Below are 20,954 nucleotides of genomic sequence, written 5' to 3' on the forward strand. Positions count from 1 at the left end.
GGCCCGAACGCGGCGCTTATTTGTGACTGCTAGTTTACACCTGATCACGACCTGAGTCAGCGTGGCCGGTCACGGCGATTACAATACTGCCCATGCGCGATGATCGACACGTAAGCGACGGCAAATCCGGCCCGGTCCCGCAGCGCGCCCGCCAGCTCTTTGCTGCCGGCCGAACGGATGCAGCAAAGGCGCTGCTCAGACAGCACATCGACAGCCCACAGAAACGCTCGATGCTGCGCGACTATCTGCTCGTAGAGGGTCGGATCGACGAGGCAAGCGACCTGATCCATGATTCGAACGATCCGGTCGATCTTGGCCTCGCCAACCATCTGGCCGGACGATATGCGGCCGCCGCCACTCATTGCCAGGTGGCGCTTGATCTGGCGCCGGACCGCCCTGACGCCATCCTTCATCTTGCCCGCGCGCGTCACAACCTTGGCGAAGACCGCCAGGCGCTGGCCTTGCTGGAGCGCCTGGTTGCCAATGTCCCGGAACATGCCCCGGGCTGGCAGGCCCTGGCGCACGCCCGGCGTGCCGGGGGCGATCTCGAAGGTGCCTGCCAGGCCTACGAGCGCGCGCTGACGCTGTTTCCCGGCGCCGAGCAGCTGCGCCTGGATCTGGCCCTGACGCGCCTGAACCTTGACGATGTAGTCGGGGCGCTGGATGATCTGGAATCGCTGCTCGCCAAGAACCCGGACCACGTCGAGGCTCTGATTCACGCCGGCCTGGCGCTGCATCTCAAGGGCGCGCTGACGGCAGCGCGCAGGCGGCTCGAACGGGCGCTGGAGCTCGCGCCCGACCATCCGGACGCGCATCGATTCATGGCCGCCATCGACAACGAGACTGGTGACGCCGGCGCAGCCTGCCGGCATCTTGAGCAGGCGCTGCAGACATTGCCGGAAGATCCGGAGCTGCTTGCCGAACTGGCTGCCGTCCATGAGCTCTCAAGCGACCTGAACGCGGCCCGACAGGCCGTCGTCCGTGGCCTGCGCCACCATCCCCGGCACCCGCGCCTGAACCTGGAATCGGCGCGGATTCATCGCCGCCAGGGCAACGTCGAGGAGGCCGTACGCCTGCTCCGGAAAATCCAACCTGACAGTCTGCCGCCGCGGCTGGCCCAGCAGTATTTCCACGAGGTTGCCCTGAGCATGGACCGCCTCGACCAGCCAGATCAGGTCATGCAGGCACTCGATGTCGCCAACCGGATCAAGGCACAGGATCCGCGCACCAGGGCGATTGACCGCGACGCCTGGTTTGCCCGGATCGATGCGATGGCGCGCTGGCTCGAATCTCCGCCCCGACCGGTTGATATCAACGCCGCTGATGCCGGCCCGGATCTGTGTTTCCTGGTCGGCTTTCCCCGCTCCGGGACGACCTTGCTCGATACACTGCTCGACGCCCATCCGGCAATCGCCAGCATCGAGGAAAAGCCGACCTTCGAGCGGCTGGCCGAGCGGCTGGCGAACACGCCACAAGGCTACCCGGCTGCCGTCGATCAACTCGATCACCGCCAGAGCAAGGCTTTAAGATCGCTTTATCGAGACGTGACGCAACGCTACCTGCGCGATCAACGGCCGCGGATCATCGTCGACAAGCTGCACCTGCGGCTGCTCGATATCGCCGCAATCCGGCGCCTGTTTCCGGCAGCGCGGTTTCTGTGCATTCATCGCCACCCCTGCGACGTCGTGCTGAGCAACTACATGCAGCTCTATGAGCCAACCGAGGCGTTTGTCCATTGCGACACGCTGGAGAACACGGTGCGCTTCTACGATGCGACGATGCGGCTCTGGCCGCGGCTGGCCGAGGCGGCTGGCGATCGCCTGCACGCATTTCGCTACGAGGATCTGGTGGCGGACCCGCACGGCGAGCTCCAGGCAGTTTGCAGATTCCTCGATGTCGACTGGCGCGCCGACATGACCGACACCGGGCAGCGCACGCGTCGGCGCGGACGCATTCGAACCAATAGCTACCACCAGGTCGCCGAGGCAATCTATCGCCGATCGTCCGGACGGTGGCAACGCTACCGCGCCTATCTGGCACCGTATCTCGATACCCTGGACCGGCATGCCCGGCAGCTTGGATACGCGCCGTAAAGCCTCTCTGGGTTTGGTATGTCGCTTGCCGATGGCGGTGTCGAAACACGCCGGCTGTTGCCATTGCGCCGACCGCGCGTGAGAATAGGCGGCTGACCCATGTCCGAATGAAGCCGCTCATGCCTCGCCGAATTCAAATGCTCCTGGTGCTGCTGGTCGCCGCGTTGATGGGCGGCCCGGCCGGCGCCGGGGAAACGTCGTTGACCCTCGAACGGATCTTTGCCTCACCCGATCTGGCCGGACCGACCCTGCGCCGGGCCGAACTTTCGCCAGACGGTGACCGGGTCACTTTCCTCAGAGGCCGCGAGGACGACCGTAATCTGCTCGACCTGTGGGAATACCATGTCGATGATGACCAGACCCGCCTGCTGGTCAGCGCTGACGCAGTCCACGACGAGAGCATCGAGCTGTCTGCCGAAGAACAGGCCCGGCGCGAACGCGCGCGAATCGCCGCCCTTCGCGGCATCGTCGACTACCGCTTCTCGGACGACGGCCGCTTCCTGCTGTTTCCGGTCAAAGGCAACGTGTACCTGCTCGACATGGCCGACGACAGCAAGACGGTTCGCCGGCTGACCGACGCCGAGACCTTCGACACCGATCCACAAATCGCACCGGACGGTGAGCACGTGGCTTTCGTGCGCGAGCGCAATCTGTGGGTGGTCGAAGTCGAGTCCGGACGGACCCGGGCACTGACCGACAGCGCGACCGCCACCATTGCCAACGGCGTGGCCGAGTTCATCGCCCAGGAAGAAATGGGTCGCGACACCGGCTTCTGGTGGTCCCCGAGCGGCAGGCATATCGCCTTTCTCCAGATCGACGAGTCCCCGGTCGAAGTCACGCGCCGCTACGAGGTGCAGGCCGACACGATCGAAATGGCCGAGCAGCGCTATCCCTATGCCGGGACCGACAACGTGACCTACCGCCTCGGTGTCGTCGAGATCGAGTCGGGAGACATGACCTGGGTGGATCTGGACGATGCGCGCGACATCTACATCCCGCGGGTGAAGTGGCTGCCCAATGCCGAGCAGCTCAGCTTCCAGCGCCAGAGCCGGGACCAGAAAACCCTCGAGCTGGTCATCGCCAATATCGATAGTGGCGAGACGCGCAGCCTGCTGACCGAAACCAGCCAGACCTGGGTCAACCTGCACGACGACCTGCATTTCCTCAGCGGCATGCCGGCGTTTATCTGGTCGTCGGAGCGCAGCGGCTTCCGGCACCTCTACCTGTATGATTTCGAAGGCGAGTTGATCCGGCCGCTGACCGCCGGGGACTGGCAGGTCGACGCGCTGGCCGGCGTCGACGAGGAACTGGGCATGGTCTACTTCACCGGATCGGAGGTGTCGGCCACCGAAAAACACCTGTACCGGCAGTCCCTGGTCACCCGCTCGCCCGAAGTGGTCAACCGCATTTCGCGCCGCTCCGGCTGGCATGAGGTCAGCATGGATCGTGGCGGGCGCGTCTACGTCGACACTTTCTCGAGCAGTCGACAGCCGCCGCAGCTGTCCCTCCACAATATCGACGGAGAGCGCCTGGCCTGGCTGCTGGAAAATCGCCTTGACCAGAATCACCCCTACGGCCCCTATCTGGACGGACACCGACCGACCGAGTTCGGCACCCTCACCGCACCGGCCGGACACGCCCTTCACTACCGGCTCATTCGGCCGGCCGATTTCGATCCCGGGCAGAAATATCCGGTCTTCGTGCACGTCTACGGTGGTCCCACTCATCGCCTGGTCACCGACAGCTGGTCGCGACGGATGCTCATCGACCAGTACATGGCGCGCCAAGGCTACCTGGTGTTTTCACTCGACAATCGCGGCGTCGAACGTCAGGGCAAGGCGTTTCAGGATGCGGCCTACCTCAAACTCGGCCAGGTCGAAATGCCCGACCAGATGGTGGGCGTGGACTGGCTGCGCTCGCTCGAGTTCGTCGACGGCGAGCGTATCGGCATCTTCGGCTGGAGCTATGGCGGCTATATGAGCCTGATGGCGCTCTCGCAGTATCCGGGGGAATTCGCGGCCGGCGTTTCGGTCGCGCCGGTCTCCGACTGGTCACTCTACGACACCCACTACACCGAACGCTATCTGGGCCGGCCGCAGGACCACCCGGAGGCCTATGAGAAAGGCAATGTGCTGACTTATGCCGACGCCATGACCGATCCCCTGCTGCTCATTCACGGCATGGCCGACGACAACGTGCTGTTCACCCACTCGACCAGACTGATGCACGACCTGCAGTCACGCGCGTTTCCCTTCGAGCTGATGGCTTACCCGGGCGAGAAACACGCCATCGCCGGCGAGGGGCCGCGCCTGCATGTCTACCGGATGATCACGCGGTTTCTTGACCGACACCTCAGGCCGACGGGCTCCACTGAATAACAAAGGCTTCTCTTCGAAGACTCCTTAGGTTCAGCGACTCAACCGGGCCTGATCGTCATACGGGGCGACGTCAAGCGATTCCCCGGTCGCCAGGCGGTCGCGAACCGATTGCCACCAGGCGGCGTCGAACAATTCGCCGTGGCTGCGCTCTACAACGGCCAGGTGGTCCTCGCGCAAGCCGATAAAGCGGCGGAATTCCTCCGGAAAGATGTCGCTGTCGTCGACATGAAACCAGGGCTCGGGGCTGTAGAGCTCAATGTCGTCACGCGCCTCGGGCAACCGCCGAAAGCGGCACTCGGTCAGCAGTGAAAGCTCGTCGTAGTCGTAGAACACCACCCGACCCGAGCGGGTCACGCCGAAGTTCTTCGGCAACAGATCACCGGCGAAGATATTCGAACGGGCCAGATCCTTGAGCGCCTGCCCCATGTCCACCAGGGCCCGGGCAGCAGCGCGGCCGTCTGCTTCGACGAGATAAAGATCGAGCGGGCGAACGCGCCGTTCGACGTAGCAATGGCGAATGACGACATCATCACCGTCGGCGTGGACGATGCGGGCACATTCGCCAAACAGTTCCTCGAGCAGTTCGGGGGAAAAGCGTTCGCGGGGAAAGCGCAGATCCTTGAACTCCTGCACATCAAGCAGGCGCCCGACCCGGTCGTGTCGATAGACCAGCTGATAGCGGTCAATCACTTCATGGCGCTTGATCGTCTTGGCCGGGGCGAACTGGTCACGAAGCAGCTTGAAGACCAGCGGGTAGGACGGCAGGGTAAACACCACCATGACCATGCCCCGCTGCCCTTCGGCCTCGACCATGCGCTCATCGGGATGATCGCTCAGATGACGGGAGAAGGCGCGGTAGCGCTCGGTCTTGCCTTGCTTGGCCCGGCCCAGTACCGAGTAGAGCTCGTCGACCGGCTTGTCCGGCAGCAGGGTACGCAGGAACACCACCGCGTCGGCAACCGTTGGTAAATCGGCCAGGAAATAGCTGTAGGTGTAGCCGAACAGGATGCTTAGCTGAAGTCGGCGGGTCAACAAGGCGTCGACCACGATGGCGCTGTCGCGACGACACAGCGCAATCACGCAGGGCAGATGGCGGGTGCGGCCGAGTACCCGGCCGACCAGGTAGGCGCGACCCTCGCGGTAGAACACGGTCTCAAGCAGCTCGATCGACAGCGGCTCATCGTCGACGAACTGCTCGCACAGGCGCTTTGCCAGTCGCACGCAGTCACGCCCCACGTGGGCCCAGGGCAGCGAGAAGCGATACTCGTCGAGCACCCGGCCAAAGGTGCCGGCCAGGCTGTCGCCGACGATCCAGGTGTGCTTGGCCACCGGTTGCTGAATGCGGTCGGACGGCTGCAGATCGAAGGCGACAAACTCGATAGCCGGGTCAACGCCGCGCGTCTTGAATAGCCGCCGCGTGATCGTGTTGAAGAAGGTCTTGTAGAGCTCGGCGTCGAGTTTTCGACGAATCAGCTCAGCGTAGTGCTGTCGCATGTCGCGCCAGATGCTGCGCGAAAACAGGCGATTGGCCAGCACCGCTTCGAGCCGCGATATGGTCTCATTGACGGCCTGGTCGTAGAGCTCCAGGCGGGCAACCACATCCGCACGCATGCCGGCTCTATCGCCGCGCTCGAAGCGCCGCTTGCCACGGCGGGTGATGTCGGAAAAACTGGCGTTGTAGTCGTCGAAGGCGGCCACAACCAGTCCGCTGACCTTGGTCACCAGTTCGCGGTGGCGATGATCCTGCCGCTGACGATCGACAATCCGGGACATGAGCCGATTGTACCGGGAATCCGCGCGGTGGAACCCTTGAACGCCGGGCGGGGCAACGGCCGGGTGCTTCGCCCGCTGACCGCCGGTGATGATCTGCTCGATGAATTGCCGGAAAACGATTCGTGATCGGGCTGGATACCAGCTTTTCAGCATTCGTTTCCACTGTTTACCGACTGGATGCAGCGCCATCGGCTGGGCCGCAAGCGAGTGCTCGATACGCTGCTTGCCGCCAACTATCACAGCGCCGGGATCAAGCGAATCGCAACCACCGACTGGCGCGATTCACCAGCCTCAGTCCGGCGCTGACGTTCGACCATCAGCTGATCGTGCTCGGCGACCTGCTCCAGATAGGCCACCGCCCTGCCTTTATCGATCCGCGAATCATTCCAGTTGGCCACCTGGATGCCGATGAACACGCCAGGATGACGATCAGGAAGTCGACACCGACGGCGAACCAGTTCTGGTCGCGGACGTGCTTCGTGAAGCTGCGCAGGATCATGGTGGCGCGTCCTTCGAGTCACCCAGAAGGGATTCGACTTCCAACCGGATCCTGAGCTCGCCTTCCTGGCGCTGCAGGATGCCGGAGTAGGAATATCTCTCGATACCGTCTTGTGCGCCCCAGTCGAACTCGCAGGTCACGATGACCGTGTCCGGCCCAAGGACCTGGAAGGCCAGATCCTGCCATTCGAAGCTGACCGGCCCGATCCATTGATCGCGGTAGCGCGCCACGATTTCATCGAAGGTGCTTGCATTTCGCTCACCGTTGAAGATCACTGTCGCGCCATCACGGTCGTAGCGCTGGGCTACTGCAGCTCGATCGTGGCGGCGCAGGTCGGCAGCGTAGCGTTCCATGAAGTGCTGCGCTTCGCGTTCGATGTCGTCAGGTTCCGGGGCGTACGATCGTTCGTCGGGCGGCCTGCCAAGTCGCGATCCATCCAGGTAGCGGAGCATGAAATTCTCATCGACCGCGTCCACGATCGGGCCGGCGACCTCCATCATCGGCGTGCCGTCCCAGCCGCCTTCCTGCCAGCGCCACCAGTTCTTGCCGTGGCGGCTGCCGAAATAGTAGGGCACGACGTTCTGGACATGCCGTCGAGCCTCCTCGCGCGAGACCAGACCGATTTTCTCCATGTTGAACATATGGTCGAGCTGCAGCATCACGGCCACCAGATGCGATTCGACCGTCCGGACTTCGACGTCGGTCAGGCTCTCCGGTGCGCGAATCGACTTGACCCAGGCTGCACCGATGTCCGGTGTGGCAAGGCTCAGCTCGATCTGGGCCAGCAGATCGTTCCTTCCCGATTCCATCTGGGCGCGGGTCAGGTCCGCGTTCTGCCGGACCTCGACGATCAGGATGAGCAGGCCCACGATGACGCCAACATTGGCGCCCAGTGTCAGCCAGCGGTTCAGACGCTCCGCACGTGCCGAGTGCGGCTGAGCGATCGAGCCCGGCGTCGATGCCAGCGCAGCACCCGGTGGCGAGTCTTTCCCGGTGAATGAATCAGGAGGCCCGGATTCCGAACTCAACGACGCTTCTCCAACTGGGAATCAATGTCGATCTCGCGCCCCGGCCGGACTGTGAGTTGCGATGCCATGCTTCGAACGAGCATCGGTCAGGCCGCAGTAAACCCGCCGTCGATCATGTGGATGCCGCCGCTGCAGTAGCTCGACTCGTCGCTGGCCAGAAACAGGGCCAGGTTGGCGACTTCTTCATTGCGCCCGAAGCGCTTCATCGCGATCGCGTCTCGCATGCCGTCGGCCATCGTCGCGGCATCGATCTCGCCATCGACCGCGGCCTGCTCGAAAATCGAATCGATCATGCGGTTCTGGACCGGGCCGGGACCGATGGCATTGACTCGGATGTTGACCTCACCCAGCTCCAGCGCGGCGGTCCTGACCATGCCCAGCACCGCGTGCTTGCTGGCGATGTAGGGCAGCAGGCCCGGGAAGCCGATGACGCTGGCAATGGACCCCAGCGCGATGATGGAACCGCTGCCGCGTCGTTTCATCGGCTCGACGCTGTACTTCATGCTCAGCCAGACACCGAGCACATTGGTGCGCAGCAGGGATTCGAAATCATCGAAGGATTGCTCGTTCAGGGGCCGCACGGTGCCTTCGGATCCGGCATTGGCCAGCATGATGTCCAGCCCGCCGAAACGATCGACGCATCGAGCAATCGCCGCGGCATTGGCCGGATCATCCCCAGCCTCGGCCACGGCGTGTGCCACCGAATCACCGCCGTCCAGTCGTTCGACCAGCGCGGCGAGCTTGTCTTCGGAACGCCCGACCAGCATCAAACTGGCACCCTCGTCCAGAAATCGCCTTGCGATGGCCTCACCAATGCCCCCGGTCGCGCCGGTAATGATCGCTACTTTGTTTCTCAATCTCATTGCTGGATTCCTCGCGTTGAAGGTTTTCGGGCTGCATCGGGAAACCGCCGTAGCGCCGTTGCACCCTCCTGACGACCGTTCCCTGATCGCCTATTCCGCATGCAGATAGAACACCTTGCTCATGATCTGCCACTGCCCGTCAATTCTGACCAGCGTGAAGAAGTCGGTGAAGCGGTGGCCGGTCCAGTTTTCGAGCTCGATTCGAACGCTGGCGGCGCTGCCTTCGACGTCGATCCGCATGTCTCCGGCCACCAGATCGGCGGCCGGGCCGTTATCGGCATGCCAGTCATAGAACATCTCGATCGGTCCGGCGAACAGGTCGGGGCCGACGTAGCCGCAGATCGTGGCCAGTTCATGGAAGATCGGGCGCAGGATCTCGTTGTTGCCCGATCGGCCGCCCTCGATGTAGGTCTGCATCAGGACTTCGATCTGTGCGGTCTCGTCGCTGCTGCTTGAATCACTCATGCATTGTTCTCCTGTTTTGCCAAGGCTGCGATCGCTTCAGAGCAACGCGCTGACTGCCCCACGGATGGGCGAGACCGGCTTATGCACAGTGCGAACCCGGAAATCCTCCAGCGCAGCACCGTCCTGCACGGCGGCCAACCATGCTTCGGGATCGAACTCGACACCGACCGGGTTGGCCTCGAAAGACGGGCCGGAAATATAGGCGTTGCATTCCTCGGCCGTATCGAAGGCATCGACCTGGAACTCCATCTGGTTGCCGTCGGGATCGGCGTAGTACATCGAGATGGTCAGGCCATGGTGGACGCACCAGTACGGCTCGATTCCGTTGGCCTTGCAGTGGCCGTAGATCTCGAAAAGATCATTCAGCGACGCGTAGGTCCAGGCCAGGTGATCGACGCCGGTCCAGTCTTTTTTCTCCGGTTCCGTGCCGGACGGATCGATAACCGACAGGTCGAGAAAGGCGAATCGGTGGTGCTCGTCGTCGAAGGTCAGAAAACTCATCGCCGGATTCTGATGCTGGACCCGGGCGCCAAACACGATTCCATACCAGCGCAGCATTTCGGCAAAACGGCGGGTGCGGTAGACCACGTGGGCCAGGGCTTTGGGGGTGGCAGGCATACGATCTTCCTCGGTGCGACTTGGTAACAAGGCAGCCCCTGGTGGGCTTTCTCAGTCGTAAAAAAAGCGCTCCTCGACGATCCGGCCATCGCGCACGGCAAACACGGCAATCCGGCTGTGCGGCGTGCGCCGGCCGGCGTGGGCGATCAGCATGTCGGCAAACAGCGCGAAGTGATTTCCGGTCACGAAAGGACCATCAATGCTCAGATCCTCGACGCCGTGGGTGGCCAGCCAGCAGCGGTTCCTGGCCCGCACCGCCTCGATACCCCGGCAGATCTGGTCGCCACCGTCCGGCAGTGCGTGCGGCTCGATGCTCACGACGTCATCGGCCCAGTACTTTTCGCCGGCGGCGCAGAATTCGCCCGCCAGCCACATCGCCGTGAAATCGCTGGCGACCGAGTCCACGCCTGGTGGTGGCGGCGAGCGATCAGCACGCATCAACGGGCTGCCTGGTACACCGTGGGGGAGATGTGGCCATGAGGCCCTCGGCGGGTCGTCGATTGATCGGGAGCGGGTTGCTGCGCTGCAAGGAAACATTTCCCTTGCAGCGCAGCGGACGTGTCGATTACTTCAACGTGATTTCGCGAAGCATGTATTCGCCCTGGATTTCCCGGATCTCGTTATACAGCTCGAGCACTTTCTCGTTGCTGGCATCCATGTTTTCCTGTCCCCAGGCTTCCATGAACGCGTTGTACCGTTCGCGGCTCGGCGCCATCATTTCGGTGCTCGGGAACTTGATGACCAGCATCAGATCGAAGGCACCTCGCGCTGGTACCTGGTTGGCGTAGATCGCGTAGTCCTCGACATGGCCGAGCGATTTGGCGACTTCGTTTGCTGAGGCCCAGGTCGACTTCAACCCCTCCAGATAAATACCCTGAGTGCCTGGATCGAGCTTGACCGTTGTTATGGTCCAGTACGCGTCGGATATCTCATAGTCTTCCCAGGCTTCCAATTGGGCCGCAGCCGGGGCAGCGATCACTACACCCAGCAACATGGAGAAAGCAATTGCGCATGTGCGCACAAGATTTAAGCGTTGCATAGCATTTCCTCTTTGAGTTTTGACAGTGTTGTGGTTTGATTCCGCGTTTTCGCGGTTTCCGGCTTTCTGGAGATGGACCTCCTTTCTGCACGAAATCATGTCCGCCTTTAAAAGCGCATTTTTCATGTCGCCATCGCCCGCCTCAGCTTTGGCGCCGAGCCGTAGGTCAGTGCTCGCCACAGCCACTCCAACGGGCCGTACTGGAATGCTTTGAGCCAGAGGTTGGAGAGCACGGCCTGGGTGAGATACACCGCGCAGGCAAATGCAATCAACGCCTGAATCGGCCACTGGCCAGCCTGGTCGAAACCAATCCCGTAGAAGACCGTCAGCCCGATCAGGGTCTGGCCCAGGTAGTTGGTCAGCGCCATGCGCCCGGGCGCGGCCAGCAGCCGCAGGCTGCCCGAAGCGCGGCGCCACAGCAGCACGAACCCGGCGGCATAGGCCAGGCCGAGCGGAATCACGGCGAAGGTGTAGGCGATGACGGCATACAGGCCGTTCAGGGAATGCGGCCGGTCAAAGCCGATACCGTCGAGTGCGGCCAGGATCGGGCCGGCCACGAGACCTGACAACCCACCGATCATCAGGACGCCGACCAGCAGCCGGGTGTTGCCGAGCAGTTCACCGCGCACCAGCCTGCGCCCGGCCCACAGGCCGAGCAGCATGATCGCGAACAGCTTCGGCCAGCGCCAGGTGTCGAACAGGTAACCGAAGCGCAGCACGCCGAGAGCGAAGGAAGACTGCAGCCGCTCGCTCCAGTCGCTCAGGCGAAGATCGACCATCGGATCTTCGGCCCCCGGCGGCATCATGGCATAGGCCAGGTTGTACAGGCCCAGGCTCTGATCCACGCCAAAAGCCCAGAACAGCGCGTAACCGGCGATGGGCACCAGCAGCGCAAGGCCCGCGACGATCAGCAGGGTCCGGTCGGTCCAGTGCCGGACGGCCAGCAGCACGAAACCGAGCAGCGCGTAGGGCGCCAGGATGTCGCCCACCCAGAACACGAACAGATGGAGCAGGCCAATGCCCAGCAGGATACTGGTACGGCGTAGATAGATCCGCGTGGCGGCCGCGCCACGACCTTCGAGCCGTGCCAGCTGAAGGGCAAAACCCAGCCCGAACAGGAAAGAAAACAGGGTATAGAACTTGCCGTCGATGACGGCCAGGTGCAGGAAATCGATCAGATCAAATGCGCTGCCGGCCAGGACGTTTCGCTGCTCCGGCCCGAGAAACTCCCAGCCGCTGAAGAAGCGTATATTGGCCAGAAAGATGCCGAACAGGGCAAAGCCTCTGAGTGCGTCCAGCACATCGTGGCGTTCGTTGCGACCGGTCGGCGCCAGGTCAGTCATGATGCCCTGCTGAATGTGATGTTCATCACAAATAGCCTGCGCCGCTCTCGGCGCCGCATCAATGCCGCCAGCGTCAGAGTTGCGTCATTTCTGCGTCAATCGGCGTTGACCAAGCAGGAATTTTCCGTGAGATTCGGCGCCGGCAGCAGATCCGGCCAGCCGTACTTGTTCCAGGCCGCAACCAGGCCGATGCGTTCGGCGAATGCGAGAAATTCGGGATGCAGGCGGACCTGGCGGATGGGCTCGATATCGGCCCACAGCGACATCAGGCAATACATGTTGGCCGGGGTAATCTGCGCACCGAGCGTCTTGAAGACCATCTTGCTGTAGCCCATCCAGATGGCCGGGGCGACGATGCTGGTGTCGCTGGCATCCGGCAGGGTGGCGTGGAGATAGTCGAGCATGGCGCAATACAGCTTCCGATGAACCGCGCGCCCGCTGCAAACCCCCCGGGCGGCGATCCGCCAGAAGGTATCCAGGGCCGGACCCGAGAGCGGCCTGGTGCCGGCCGGCGGAAAGATCACGCTGTTCATCAAAAATCGCGTCTGCCAGTACTGCTCCACGGCGAGCTTGCGATCTCCCGATGCCGCCGTGGCCACCGCCAGCCACATCGAGGGCAGGCCAAGATCGACCATTCGCTGGCCGGCAGCGACCGCTTCATCGATGTTGCCGAGGTTGAGCCGGGCGACACAAAGCATCGCGAAGTTGCGGCCGTTGACCGGATCCTGGTCGATGGCGGCCTCGATGTAGGGCAGCGCCTCGCGCGTTTGGCCGATGTAGAGCAGGAACGAGCCCAGGCGCAGCGCGACATCCGGGTTGTCGGGCTCGAGCCGGTAGGCCTCAAAAGCCAGGTCCAGCGCGCCGACCGGATCGTTCTGGGTCCAGCGATGGATTCCCAGCATGGCGCGCGCGTGACCCTGGCCGGGATCCAGCTCGATCGCCTTCAGCGCACACTCGGCCATACGCGCCGACTTTTCGAGCCGATCCAGGCAGGGGGTGTAGACGGCGGTGTAGACCTGCGCCTCGGCCAGCGCCGTCCAGCAGGCGGCGAACTCCGGATCAATCGCCAGCGACGCCTCAAGCAGTTCCACGGCCTTGGCCAGCACGCCATCGCCGATTGCGCGTGCAGTCAGGGCCCTGCCCTGTAGGTAAAGCGTGTAGGCCTCGTCGCTGGGAGTGGTTTGGCGCCGCCCGGGCACTTGAACGTCGATCTTCAACACCCGACCCAGCTCGCCCGTGACCTCGCGGGCAATTTCGGCCTGCAAGGCGAACGCATCCCGGGCATTGCCATGATAGACCTTGGCCCAGGATTCGAAGCCGGTCTGTCCATCAATCAGGTTGATGTGCACCCGCAGCCGCTCGTCCTGCCGATGAACCGAGCCCTCGAGCAGATAGGCCACGCGCAAAGCGCCCGCAATCTCGGGCAGCGGCTGATCCATGCGAGTCGCCATCAGGCAAGAAGCACGCCCGGCGACCAGCAGCTGCGGCACCTGTCCCAGGGCGGTGACCAGTTCGTTGAACAAGCCCAGCGCGATGGGTCCGACCCTTTCGTCGGCCTCCGGCCACTGGAACGGCAGCACGGCCATCCGGATACGCGGATCGCCATCACTGAGCGCCAGACCGGCGTCGCGCAATCGCCAGGCATCGCGCAAACGGGCGGATTCGGCAACCCGGCCCTGCCCCGGCCACTGCGCCAGCGCCTGCTCGACCGCCCGCTGCAGGCGCTGCTCGACCTGCGCTCGCTGATCGGCCAGCCAGCGAGCGAACGGCTCGCCCAGCTCGATGCCGTTGAGCAATGGCTTTCGGCCAATGGCAATGACCTGACCGACGACCTGCTCGGCTTGCCCCCGGGCCAGCGCGTCTTCCAGTCCGCTCAAGTCCGACTGCACGTACTGGTCCTGGATAGCCACTCGATTGCGTTCGCTGTCGAGCACATCGTCGCCAAACGGGCTGAGCTGCTTTTTGAGCTCCAGCAGGGTCTGACGCAGGCTGGCTCGGGCATGCGCGCGGAATTTACCCGGCCACAACAGCGCGCTGACGCGGTCCCGGTCCATGGGCCGGCCAGGCCGCAGGCAAAGCACAGCCAGCAGTGCCTGACAGCGCTTGCCCTTGACCATGATCTCGGCGCCGTCCGGGGCATGCAGCCGAAAACCACCGAACAGGGTCACATGCAGCGTGGTGCTTGCGACGACCCTGGCCTGTGATTTCATCACGTAGTTCATCGCAGTGCCGCAGCGCGCGCTACGCGGGCAAGCCCGGGCTGAAAGAGTCGTTTCATGGGCCGCGTCGCCACCTCAGGGTCCGCATACGGCGTCGAAAACCCCTAAAACTTGATATATATCACATTTTCGATGGCAGGAACAATCTCCGACGCAGCGGCTCGAAGCCGCACATAGCGTCGTCCAACTCGGCGGCCCGGGCTGCCCTGCTACCCGGAACTGTTCCAGCGCCCCATCAATTCAAGCCCCAAGTCCTCGTTTGCCATGTTGAAGAGCACGACGACCACGATGAAGACACAGGGGACCGCAAGCAGCCAGGCTGCACGGACGTCCAGATGCCTTGCCACCAGCGCCGCAATCGCGAAGGCGATCAGCGCGTGGACAACGCCGACAAGGTTCAGGTGCTTGATGTTGCCCGACATCCCCAATGCGACAATCGCGAGATAGGCGACCAACGCCAGCCCGGCCGCCTGAAGCCTGCCGGTCTTTCTTGTGACCAGGATCGCTACGAGCATCAGCGGCAGCACGCTGGCAATCGTGACCTGCGCCACACCGACATAATGCTCGAAAATGAAATCGATCATGAATTCGATCGTAGTTGCTCACCGGCACCAAATCCAGTGCCGTAAGGCGCGCGCATTAGAGGTGCCGTCTGACATCCATGCGATAGTGAAGGACGCGCACGATCAGGACCTCGGAGTCAACGGCCTGATAGAGAATGATGTGAGAGCGATACTCGTAGCGGCGCAGTCCGGCGCTCAACTGCTCGGCGGGTCGGCCGAGTCCGGGGTTTCAGGCGCGCGCTCGGTGTAGTCGTCGATCAGCGTGCCGTGCCCACTACTCCGCGGAGACGAAAGGGTTTTCCACCTTCAATCTTTCAATCACCTGTCGATGATCGAGGTCTTCGGAATACAGCCGCTGGCAACCGGAGCGAATCGCCGCCTCGACGATCAGCGCATCGAACCACGAAAGCTTCCAGGTGCGAGAGAGCTCGTGCGCGTCGAGGATCAGGCTGGCATTGGCGGGCACGACCTCGAATTCGGCCAGCGCTTCGAGCGCGGCGCCGGCGTCGTGCCACGACAGCGCGGGCTTGAGCTTGCGCGTCAACACCGAGCGCAGTTCGATCAACACCTGGGTGCTGATGATGATCTGGTGCTCGCACGCCAGCTCTCGCAACCAGCCGCGGATGAACGCCATTCTTTCGGGCTCGCGACGATCCAGCCGGTAGACCCAAAGATTGGTGTCGATGAAGACCCGCACTCGCGACCCACTCGTCAGCCGGTCTGGCGTTCGTGCAAGGACTCGCGCGACCAGCGCTGGTCGCTGGCCGAATCGGTCCGCTCGGCCACCGCGTCCAGCGCATCCAGCGCGCGCAAGCGGCGCTCGCGGGCATTCACGTATTGGGTCAAATACTCACGCACCAGCGCATTAACCGAGGTGTGCTCGCGCACCGCCGCCTCGCGCGCCTTTTGCAGCAGTTCATCATCGAGACTGAGGGTGAGATTGGCCATGTCAGTATCCTCCGAAGTGCCTGTTGAGCACAGCATCAGTGTAGCACGTAGTTCTGTCCCGGCTTCGAATCGGACCTGGGCGCGCAATCAATCGCATTCGAAGTCGTCTTCCCGCTCATCGCTGACGCTTGTGGCGACAATCGGTCGGCAAAGGTCCGGCCAGCCGTGCTCGCGCCAATAATCCAGCATGCCGCTGTCGCGAATGCGCTGTCGGAAGGCCTCGGACTGGCGGAAGTGCTTGAGCTTCGGCGTCCACATCCAGAAGCGCGGAGAATTTCCGCCGGGTTCATTCGATTCCGGGTCGGCAAAGTAGGTGCGCGCGACCGCATCGGCATGGCCCAGCGCGACCGCAATCTCACGCGGGACGCGCAGCCCGTAGGTCGAACTCGGCTGCGCCAGCGCGTCGGCATCGAAGCCGAGTTCGCGGGCCACGGCGATGAATCGGCGGGCGTCGGGCGATCCGGGTGACAGATCGCCTTCCAGCAGATCGTGCAGGTAGGGCAGCAGAGGAATCAGGTCGGGATCACGACTGGCCAGATCCCGTGACAACAGCGCGTTGGCCGCCGGCGTCTCACCGAGCCGCCGGTAGATATCGGCCATGTTGCCCTCGGCACTGCCCTGGTAGCCATACAAAACGGCCGACTCCAGCTTGTCCAACGCCCGTTCAGCCTCGCCCATGGCCTCCAGCGCCAACCCCTCGATCAGCACCCAGAATTGCCGCTGCTCCGGATCCTCGTCTTGTTTCCTTAGAGCCGCGATCCGGGCCTTTTCCAGATAACCCTGCGCCAGCCAGGTTTGCGGCGTTGCGTCGAAGTCGGGTATCCGCTTCTTGATCGACTCGAGCGCTTCGGAAAAATCCTCCCACCGGTTGAGATAGCCGTAGGCCGTCAGCGTCGCGGACCAGGCTTCGGTATTGTCTGGATCCAGCGCCAGAGCCCGTTCGGCTGCTGCCAGGGCGCGGTGCTGATAAGGGGGCAGTGCCAGCGAGTGGTCCCAACTGGGCAAGACGGCGAGTGAAAATGCGAGCTCGCCCCACGCGTCGGCGTATTCCGGATCGAGTTCGACGGCCTGTTGCAGCAATTCGACACGCAAGCTTGCGCTTTCCGGCGACAGCACGGAACGCGACTGACGCGCCTGCAGGTACAGATCGTAGGCGTCCAGATTTGCGGTAGTGGCCGTCACCTGAACCGCGGTGCCGCGCGCCAGCCCCATCGTCTCGCCGAGCGCGGCAACAATCGCATTGGCGATTTCGTCCTGGATGGCGAACAGGTTCTCGGCCGAAAGCTCGCGGTCCCAGGTATCCGACTACAGGTGCGCGTCGCTGCCGGCGCCTATCAACTGGGCCATGACCCGCACCCGATCGCCGGCCTTGCGCACCGAGCCTTCAAGCACATAGGCCACGCCCAGCGTTTCGGCAATGACCGGGATCGACTTGTTCTCGTTCTTGAAAAGGAATGATGAGGTCCGCGACGCCACGCGCAGGCCGTCGATCCCGGCCAGTACGTTGAGGATTTCCTCGGCAATGCCTTCGGAGAAGTAGGCCTGATCGCCTTCGCGCGAAAGGTCGATGAACGGCAGCACCGCGATCGAGACCGGATCGGGCCTGGTAGCCGTCGATGCAGCGTCGGTGACAGCATCGTTCGCCAACGCGGGCGACGGCGTCGCCGGCGCCGTCGGCCCGGGAAGCAACCGGTCGGCCACCAGCAGCCCGATCGCCAGCACAGCAGCAATCAGCGTCGCCCAGTTGAGTTTCTGGGCGGTTTGTTGTTTGGTTTCGGGATCGACCTCGGCATCCTTTTCGCGCCGGATGCCCTCGGGCGTCATTTCGAACACCCACGAAAACACCAGGGCCAATGGAAAGCCCAGCGCCAGAATCAGCACGATGATGCGGATCGCGGTGTCCGGCACGTCGAACACCGGCAGCAGCGTCTCGGCCACCTGGATCACGACCCAGGCCGCGACGATATAGAACAGCGCGACCCGGAACACATTGCGGCGTTTGAGTTCGGTGAACAGGTTCATCAATGCGGCTCCCAGGGATTGATCAATTCGACCCCGCTACGCTGGAAGTCACCGACGTTGCGCGTGGCAACAGCAAGTCCGTGAACGATGGCCGTCGCCGCGATCAGGGCGTCGCGCACCGGCGCCGGATCGGGCACGTGATAGCGCGCGCTCAGGCGCACCACGGCCAGATCCACCGCCAGGATCCGGTCCCGAAAGGTGACAAGAACCTGCTGCTCCAGCCATTCGCGCAATACAGCGCCGCTGTTGTCATCCCGCCGTTCGGCCAGGCAGACGCCGATCTCCAGTTCCTGGATGTTGATCACCGACAGCCAGCAGTCGGTGATCTCGGTCCGGCGCGACCAGGCGGCGAACCGCTCATCGGCCTTGCCGGCCGCGACCTTGCGTAGTTCGGAGATCACGTTGGTATCGAGCAGAAGGGCCATGACGTTTTCACAGCTCGGCCGGTCGCGCCGGCTCATCGAGCCGCGGGATGTCCAATGCGACTTCGGCCGCCTCGGGCGTCATGGCCAGCGCATCGGCGAGCGATGCCGGGGCACCGGACAGTCGCCGGTAGTGCTCGATGGTCATTAACACGTGCGATGGCCGGCCGCGCTCGGTAATAAATACCGGCCCATCACCGGCCGACTTCTTGACCCTGCTGACGGCTTGATTGAATTCGCGACTGGAAACGTTCTTGATGCTCATATTCGGTCCTCCGCGGGGATTTGTAGATATAATACTACAATTTGATTTGAGCTCTCGTTGGGCGTTCGTCTCCGCCGCGCGGATCAACACGCCTTCCGGCGTTTGAGTTCGGAAAACAGGCTCACGGCGTCACTCGCATTCGAAGTCATCCTCTCCGACTGCTTGGCACTGTGGTGGAAAGCCGTTCTCGCGCCAGTAGGCATGGATGTCGAGGTCTTGGACGCGCTTTCTGAATTCCGACGACTGCCGGTACTTGCCGTAGGCCTCGCCCCAGATCAGGATGCTGAACGGGGTCAGGTCGAACGAACCGCCCAGCGGTACAAGCAGGTTGACCACGTGGCTGCTGTTGTCTGCCAGGTCCAGGTGCTCGTCGGCGTAGGCCCGGATCTCGCGCGCGAGCGCCTCGTGGTCGCCCTCCAGGCTTTTCCAGGCCGCCCAGAGTTCGGCGTGCCGGCGCCAGCCCGGCAGGTACAGGGACTGGTTGGTCACGAACATGAAGTGTGCTTTCAGGTCGAAACGGGCCAGCAGCGGGAGACTGAGCCACTCATCGGTGGTCGCCCCGGCATCCAGCGCCCGCAGATAGGCCGCCAACGCCTCGTCCATGCGTCCCAGGCTGGTCAGCGTGTCGTAAACGTTCTCGGCGCAGGGCGCGTAGTACGGATCGTCTTCGTTGCATGCCTGGAACTGCGCCAGCGCGGCTTCCAGTTCGCCGGTTTCGCCATAGCTGACACCCAGCCAGTTGCGCGCCGAGGCATTCTTCGGGTCGAGGGCGATCGCCCGCTCCAGGTCGTCGATGATCTGCGAGATGCCGTGCCTGGCCCTGCCGAAACGCGCTTCGGTCAGGCGGCCTAACGCCAGCACCGCGATCGCCAGCGCGTTGTCCGGATCGTTGGCCAACGCGGCTGCCGCGTACTCTTCGAAGCGTGCAACGGACAGGTCCCGGGAGAGGCCCAGGTCGCCGTACTCGTCGTCCAGCACGTGGATCGCGGCCCGGATCGCCCAGGCCGCGGCGAAATCGGGATCGAGTTCCACGGCGCGGGCCAGCAGTTCATCGGCGCGGTCCATCCGGTTCCGCGCGTTGTAGAGCGCACGCGCCTCCAGGTAAAGTTCGTAGGCGTCGAGGCTGTCGGTACGCGCGCCGACCTCGAGCGCTTCGGCGCCCGGCAGCGCAATCGATCCGCGCAGGGCTTCGACGATCGCGGTCGCGATCTCGTCCTGGATGGCGAACACGTTCTCGGCGGTCAGCGACCGGTCGTAGGTGTCCGACCACAGGTGCTTGTCGCTATCGCCGTCGATCAGCTGGGCGGTGACGCGGATCGCGTCGCCTGCCTTGCGCACGCTGCCCTCCAGCACGTGGCGGACCTCGAGCTCGCGCGCGATGCCGGGAATGCCGATGTCGTCGCGGTCGCGGAAGCGGAACGCCGAAGTCCGGCTCGCGACTTCAAGCCCGTCGATGCGCACCAGCACGTTCAGGATCTCCTCGGCGATACCGTCGGAGAAGTAGCCCTGGTCGGCGTTCGGCGACAGGTCCTCGAACGGCAGCACGGCGATCGAGGCGGGATCTACGGCGTCGTCGGCCTCGGCAGACACCCGGTCAGCCGGAGAATCCAGGTTGGCCAGCGCCGGTTCGGCCGTTGCTACAGAGGGTTCCGGCATCAACCGGTCGGCGACCAGCAGTCCGATCGCCAGCACGGCAGCGATCAGCGTCGCCCAGTTCAGCTTGTGCGCCGTATGCTGCTTGGTCTCGTGATCGACCTCGACATCCTTGTCGCGCTTCAGGCCCTCAGGAGTCAGCTCGAAAACCCAGGCAAAGACCATTGCCAGCGGAAAGCCCAGCGCGAGGATGATCACAATGGCGCGCAATGCACTGTCGGCCACGTCGAACATCGGCAGCACGGTCTCGGCCACCTGAACGACCACCCAGGCCGAGACGATGTAGAACAGGGCGATCCGGAACACATTGCGGCGTTGCAGTTCATCCCATAGATTCATCGAATGCTCTCCTTGACCAGCACCCGAAACGCCCTGCAGCGCAGGCAATGAGCATGGTGCGGTTTTCGCGAAGCGAAAGAAGCACCATGCGAATGCCGTCGCGCGTGCAGGCAATGAGCATGGTGCGGTTTTCGCGAAGCGAAAGAAGCACCATGCGAATGCCGTCGCGCGTGCAGGCAATGAGCGTGGTGCGGTTTTCGCGAAGCGAAAGAAGCACCATGCGAATGCCGTCGCGCGTGCTTGAGTTCGGCAACAATATTCATGCTTCAGCTCCGCCGGGAACAGCCTCGGCCTTGCCGCCGAGTCAAGTACACCGGTCGCATCAGGTCGAGGACCGTGGATCGTTCGAACTGGTTGTACAACTCGAGCGTCGGGTAGACGTCTTCGAACAGCACCACCACCCGGCGCCGCAATGCGCTTGCGA

Annotated in this window: 22 protein-coding genes; 2 read left to right on the top strand and 20 right to left on the bottom strand. The window is 63.3% G+C overall.

Annotated elements, in window-relative coordinates; translation table 11 throughout:
• The first annotated feature begins 92 nt into the window (after nucleotides 1-92).
• Complete coding sequence (locus HND55_10555; protein ID QKK03041.1) at nucleotides 93-2,093, top strand: tetratricopeptide repeat protein; 2,001 nt, start codon at nucleotides 93-95, stop codon at nucleotides 2,091-2,093.
• Nucleotides 2,094-2,212: 119 nt separating this feature from the next.
• Nucleotides 2,213-4,471 (top strand): S9 family peptidase, encoded by a 2,259-nt coding sequence (locus HND55_10560; GenBank protein ID QKK03042.1) that lies wholly within the window; start codon nucleotides 2,213-2,215, stop codon nucleotides 4,469-4,471.
• A gap of 30 nt (nucleotides 4,472-4,501) precedes the next feature.
• Here HND55_10560 and aceK read toward each other — a convergent pair whose 3' ends face one another.
• The 20 genes from aceK to HND55_10660 all read right to left on the bottom strand — a co-directional run bounded on the left by aceK (nucleotide 4,502) and on the right by HND55_10660 (nucleotide 20,783).
• A complete protein-coding gene (aceK, locus tag HND55_10565) occupies nucleotides 4,502-6,244 on the bottom strand; it encodes a bifunctional isocitrate dehydrogenase kinase/phosphatase (GenBank protein QKK03043.1) in 1,743 nt (580 codons plus the stop codon).
• 236 nt (nucleotides 6,245-6,480) lie between these two features.
• Nucleotides 6,481-6,660 carry a hypothetical protein gene (locus HND55_10570; protein ID QKK03044.1) on the bottom strand — a complete coding sequence of 60 codons (180 nt, stop codon included), beginning with the start codon at nucleotides 6,658-6,660 and terminating at the stop codon, nucleotides 6,481-6,483.
• Nucleotides 6,661-6,739: 79 nt separating this feature from the next.
• The gene (locus HND55_10575) at nucleotides 6,740-7,771 is read right to left on the bottom strand and encodes a nuclear transport factor 2 family protein (GenBank protein QKK03045.1); all 1,032 of its coding nucleotides are present in this window, start codon (nucleotides 7,769-7,771) and stop codon (nucleotides 6,740-6,742) included.
• 86 nt (nucleotides 7,772-7,857) lie between these two features.
• Complete coding sequence (locus HND55_10580; GenBank protein ID QKK03046.1) at nucleotides 7,858-8,634, bottom strand: SDR family oxidoreductase; 777 nt, start codon at nucleotides 8,632-8,634, stop codon at nucleotides 7,858-7,860.
• 90 nt (nucleotides 8,635-8,724) lie between these two features.
• A complete protein-coding gene (locus tag HND55_10585) occupies nucleotides 8,725-9,099 on the bottom strand; it encodes a nuclear transport factor 2 family protein (GenBank protein QKK03047.1) in 375 nt (124 codons plus the stop codon).
• 36 nt (nucleotides 9,100-9,135) lie between these two features.
• Nucleotides 9,136-9,717 carry a biphenyl 2,3-dioxygenase gene (locus HND55_10590; protein ID QKK03048.1) on the bottom strand — a complete coding sequence of 194 codons (582 nt, stop codon included), beginning with the start codon at nucleotides 9,715-9,717 and terminating at the stop codon, nucleotides 9,136-9,138.
• Nucleotides 9,718-9,768: 51 nt separating this feature from the next.
• Nucleotides 9,769-10,155 (bottom strand): SnoaL-like domain-containing protein, encoded by a 387-nt coding sequence (locus HND55_10595; GenBank protein QKK03049.1) that lies wholly within the window; start codon nucleotides 10,153-10,155, stop codon nucleotides 9,769-9,771.
• Between the two features lie 127 nt (nucleotides 10,156-10,282).
• Nucleotides 10,283-10,882, bottom strand: coding sequence for a hypothetical protein (locus HND55_10600; protein ID QKK03050.1), 600 nt, complete (start codon nucleotides 10,880-10,882; stop codon nucleotides 10,283-10,285).
• A complete protein-coding gene (locus HND55_10605; protein QKK03051.1) occupies nucleotides 10,879-12,099 on the bottom strand; it encodes a DUF418 domain-containing protein in 1,221 nt (406 codons plus the stop codon). The genes HND55_10600 and HND55_10605 overlap by 4 nt, the downstream gene beginning before the upstream one ends.
• Before the next feature lie 95 nt (nucleotides 12,100-12,194).
• Nucleotides 12,195-14,309 (bottom strand): hypothetical protein, encoded by a 2,115-nt coding sequence (locus HND55_10610; GenBank protein ID QKK03052.1) that lies wholly within the window; start codon nucleotides 14,307-14,309, stop codon nucleotides 12,195-12,197.
• A gap of 218 nt (nucleotides 14,310-14,527) precedes the next feature.
• The gene (locus HND55_10615; GenBank protein QKK03053.1) at nucleotides 14,528-14,902 is read right to left on the bottom strand and encodes a hypothetical protein; all 375 of its coding nucleotides are present in this window, start codon (nucleotides 14,900-14,902) and stop codon (nucleotides 14,528-14,530) included.
• Nucleotides 14,903-14,957: 55 nt separating this feature from the next.
• Nucleotides 14,958-15,080, bottom strand: coding sequence for a type II toxin-antitoxin system RelE/ParE family toxin (locus HND55_10620; protein QKK03054.1), 123 nt, complete (start codon nucleotides 15,078-15,080; stop codon nucleotides 14,958-14,960).
• A gap of 75 nt (nucleotides 15,081-15,155) precedes the next feature.
• The gene (locus tag HND55_10625; protein QKK03055.1) at nucleotides 15,156-15,578 is read right to left on the bottom strand and encodes a PIN domain-containing protein; all 423 of its coding nucleotides are present in this window, start codon (nucleotides 15,576-15,578) and stop codon (nucleotides 15,156-15,158) included.
• Between the two features lie 14 nt (nucleotides 15,579-15,592).
• A complete protein-coding gene (locus HND55_10630) occupies nucleotides 15,593-15,829 on the bottom strand; it encodes a ribbon-helix-helix protein, CopG family (GenBank protein ID QKK03056.1) in 237 nt (78 codons plus the stop codon).
• Between the two features lie 87 nt (nucleotides 15,830-15,916).
• Entirely contained in the window at nucleotides 15,917-17,041 is a 1,125-nt protein-coding gene (locus tag HND55_10635; GenBank protein QKK03057.1) for a hypothetical protein, read from the bottom strand.
• A gap of 93 nt (nucleotides 17,042-17,134) precedes the next feature.
• On the bottom strand, nucleotides 17,135-17,851 hold the full coding sequence (locus HND55_10640) for a hypothetical protein (protein QKK03058.1): 717 nt from the start codon (nucleotides 17,849-17,851) through the stop codon (nucleotides 17,135-17,137).
• Entirely contained in the window at nucleotides 17,851-18,276 is a 426-nt protein-coding gene (locus tag HND55_10645) for a type II toxin-antitoxin system VapC family toxin (GenBank protein QKK03059.1), read from the bottom strand. Before HND55_10645 ends, HND55_10640 begins: the two co-directional genes overlap by 1 nt.
• 7 nt (nucleotides 18,277-18,283) lie before the next feature.
• Nucleotides 18,284-18,538 (bottom strand): type II toxin-antitoxin system Phd/YefM family antitoxin, encoded by a 255-nt coding sequence (locus tag HND55_10650; GenBank protein QKK03060.1) that lies wholly within the window; start codon nucleotides 18,536-18,538, stop codon nucleotides 18,284-18,286.
• 129 nt (nucleotides 18,539-18,667) lie between these two features.
• Nucleotides 18,668-20,530, bottom strand: a complete 1,863-nt coding sequence (locus HND55_10655) for a hypothetical protein (protein QKK03061.1) — start codon at nucleotides 20,528-20,530, stop codon at nucleotides 18,668-18,670.
• Nucleotides 20,514-20,783, bottom strand: a complete 270-nt coding sequence (locus HND55_10660; GenBank protein QKK03062.1) for a hypothetical protein — start codon at nucleotides 20,781-20,783, stop codon at nucleotides 20,514-20,516. The genes HND55_10655 and HND55_10660 overlap by 17 nt, the downstream gene beginning before the upstream one ends.
• Nucleotides 20,784-20,954: the final 171 nt, after the last annotated feature.

The sequence above is a fragment of the Pseudomonadota bacterium genome (genome assembly GCA_013285445.1).
Lineage (GTDB): Bacteria > Pseudomonadota > Gammaproteobacteria > Xanthomonadales > Wenzhouxiangellaceae > Wenzhouxiangella.

Coding starts and splice junctions, on each gene's coding strand:
- HND55_10555 (QKK03041.1), top strand. CDS start 93: ATGCGCGATGATCGACACGTAAGCGACGGCAAATCCGGCCCGGTCCCG.
- HND55_10610 (QKK03052.1), bottom strand. CDS start 14,309: ATGAAATCACAGGCCAGGGTCGTCGCAAGCACCACGCTGCATGTGACC.
- HND55_10655 (QKK03061.1), bottom strand. CDS start 20,530: ATGAATCTATGGGATGAACTGCAACGCCGCAATGTGTTCCGGATCGCC.
- HND55_10595 (QKK03049.1), bottom strand. CDS start 10,155: ATGCGTGCTGATCGCTCGCCGCCACCACCAGGCGTGGACTCGGTCGCC.
- HND55_10560 (QKK03042.1), top strand. CDS start 2,213: ATGCCTCGCCGAATTCAAATGCTCCTGGTGCTGCTGGTCGCCGCGTTG.
- HND55_10640 (QKK03058.1), bottom strand. CDS start 17,851: ATGAACCTGTTCACCGAACTCAAACGCCGCAATGTGTTCCGGGTCGCG.
- HND55_10650 (QKK03060.1), bottom strand. CDS start 18,538: ATGAGCATCAAGAACGTTTCCAGTCGCGAATTCAATCAAGCCGTCAGC.
- HND55_10585 (QKK03047.1), bottom strand. CDS start 9,099: ATGAGTGATTCAAGCAGCAGCGACGAGACCGCACAGATCGAAGTCCTG.
- HND55_10605 (QKK03051.1), bottom strand. CDS start 12,099: ATGACTGACCTGGCGCCGACCGGTCGCAACGAACGCCACGATGTGCTG.
- HND55_10615 (QKK03053.1), bottom strand. CDS start 14,902: ATGATCGATTTCATTTTCGAGCATTATGTCGGTGTGGCGCAGGTCACG.
- HND55_10600 (QKK03050.1), bottom strand. CDS start 10,882: ATGAAAAATGCGCTTTTAAAGGCGGACATGATTTCGTGCAGAAAGGAG.
- HND55_10630 (QKK03056.1), bottom strand. CDS start 15,829: ATGGCCAATCTCACCCTCAGTCTCGATGATGAACTGCTGCAAAAGGCG.
- HND55_10580 (QKK03046.1), bottom strand. CDS start 8,634: ATGAGATTGAGAAACAAAGTAGCGATCATTACCGGCGCGACCGGGGGC.
- HND55_10635 (QKK03057.1), bottom strand. CDS start 17,041: ATGGGGCTGGCGCGCGGCACCGCGGTTCAGGTGACGGCCACTACCGCA.
- HND55_10645 (QKK03059.1), bottom strand. CDS start 18,276: ATGGCCCTTCTGCTCGATACCAACGTGATCTCCGAACTACGCAAGGTC.
- HND55_10590 (QKK03048.1), bottom strand. CDS start 9,717: ATGCCTGCCACCCCCAAAGCCCTGGCCCACGTGGTCTACCGCACCCGC.
- aceK (QKK03043.1), bottom strand. CDS start 6,244: ATGTCCCGGATTGTCGATCGTCAGCGGCAGGATCATCGCCACCGCGAA.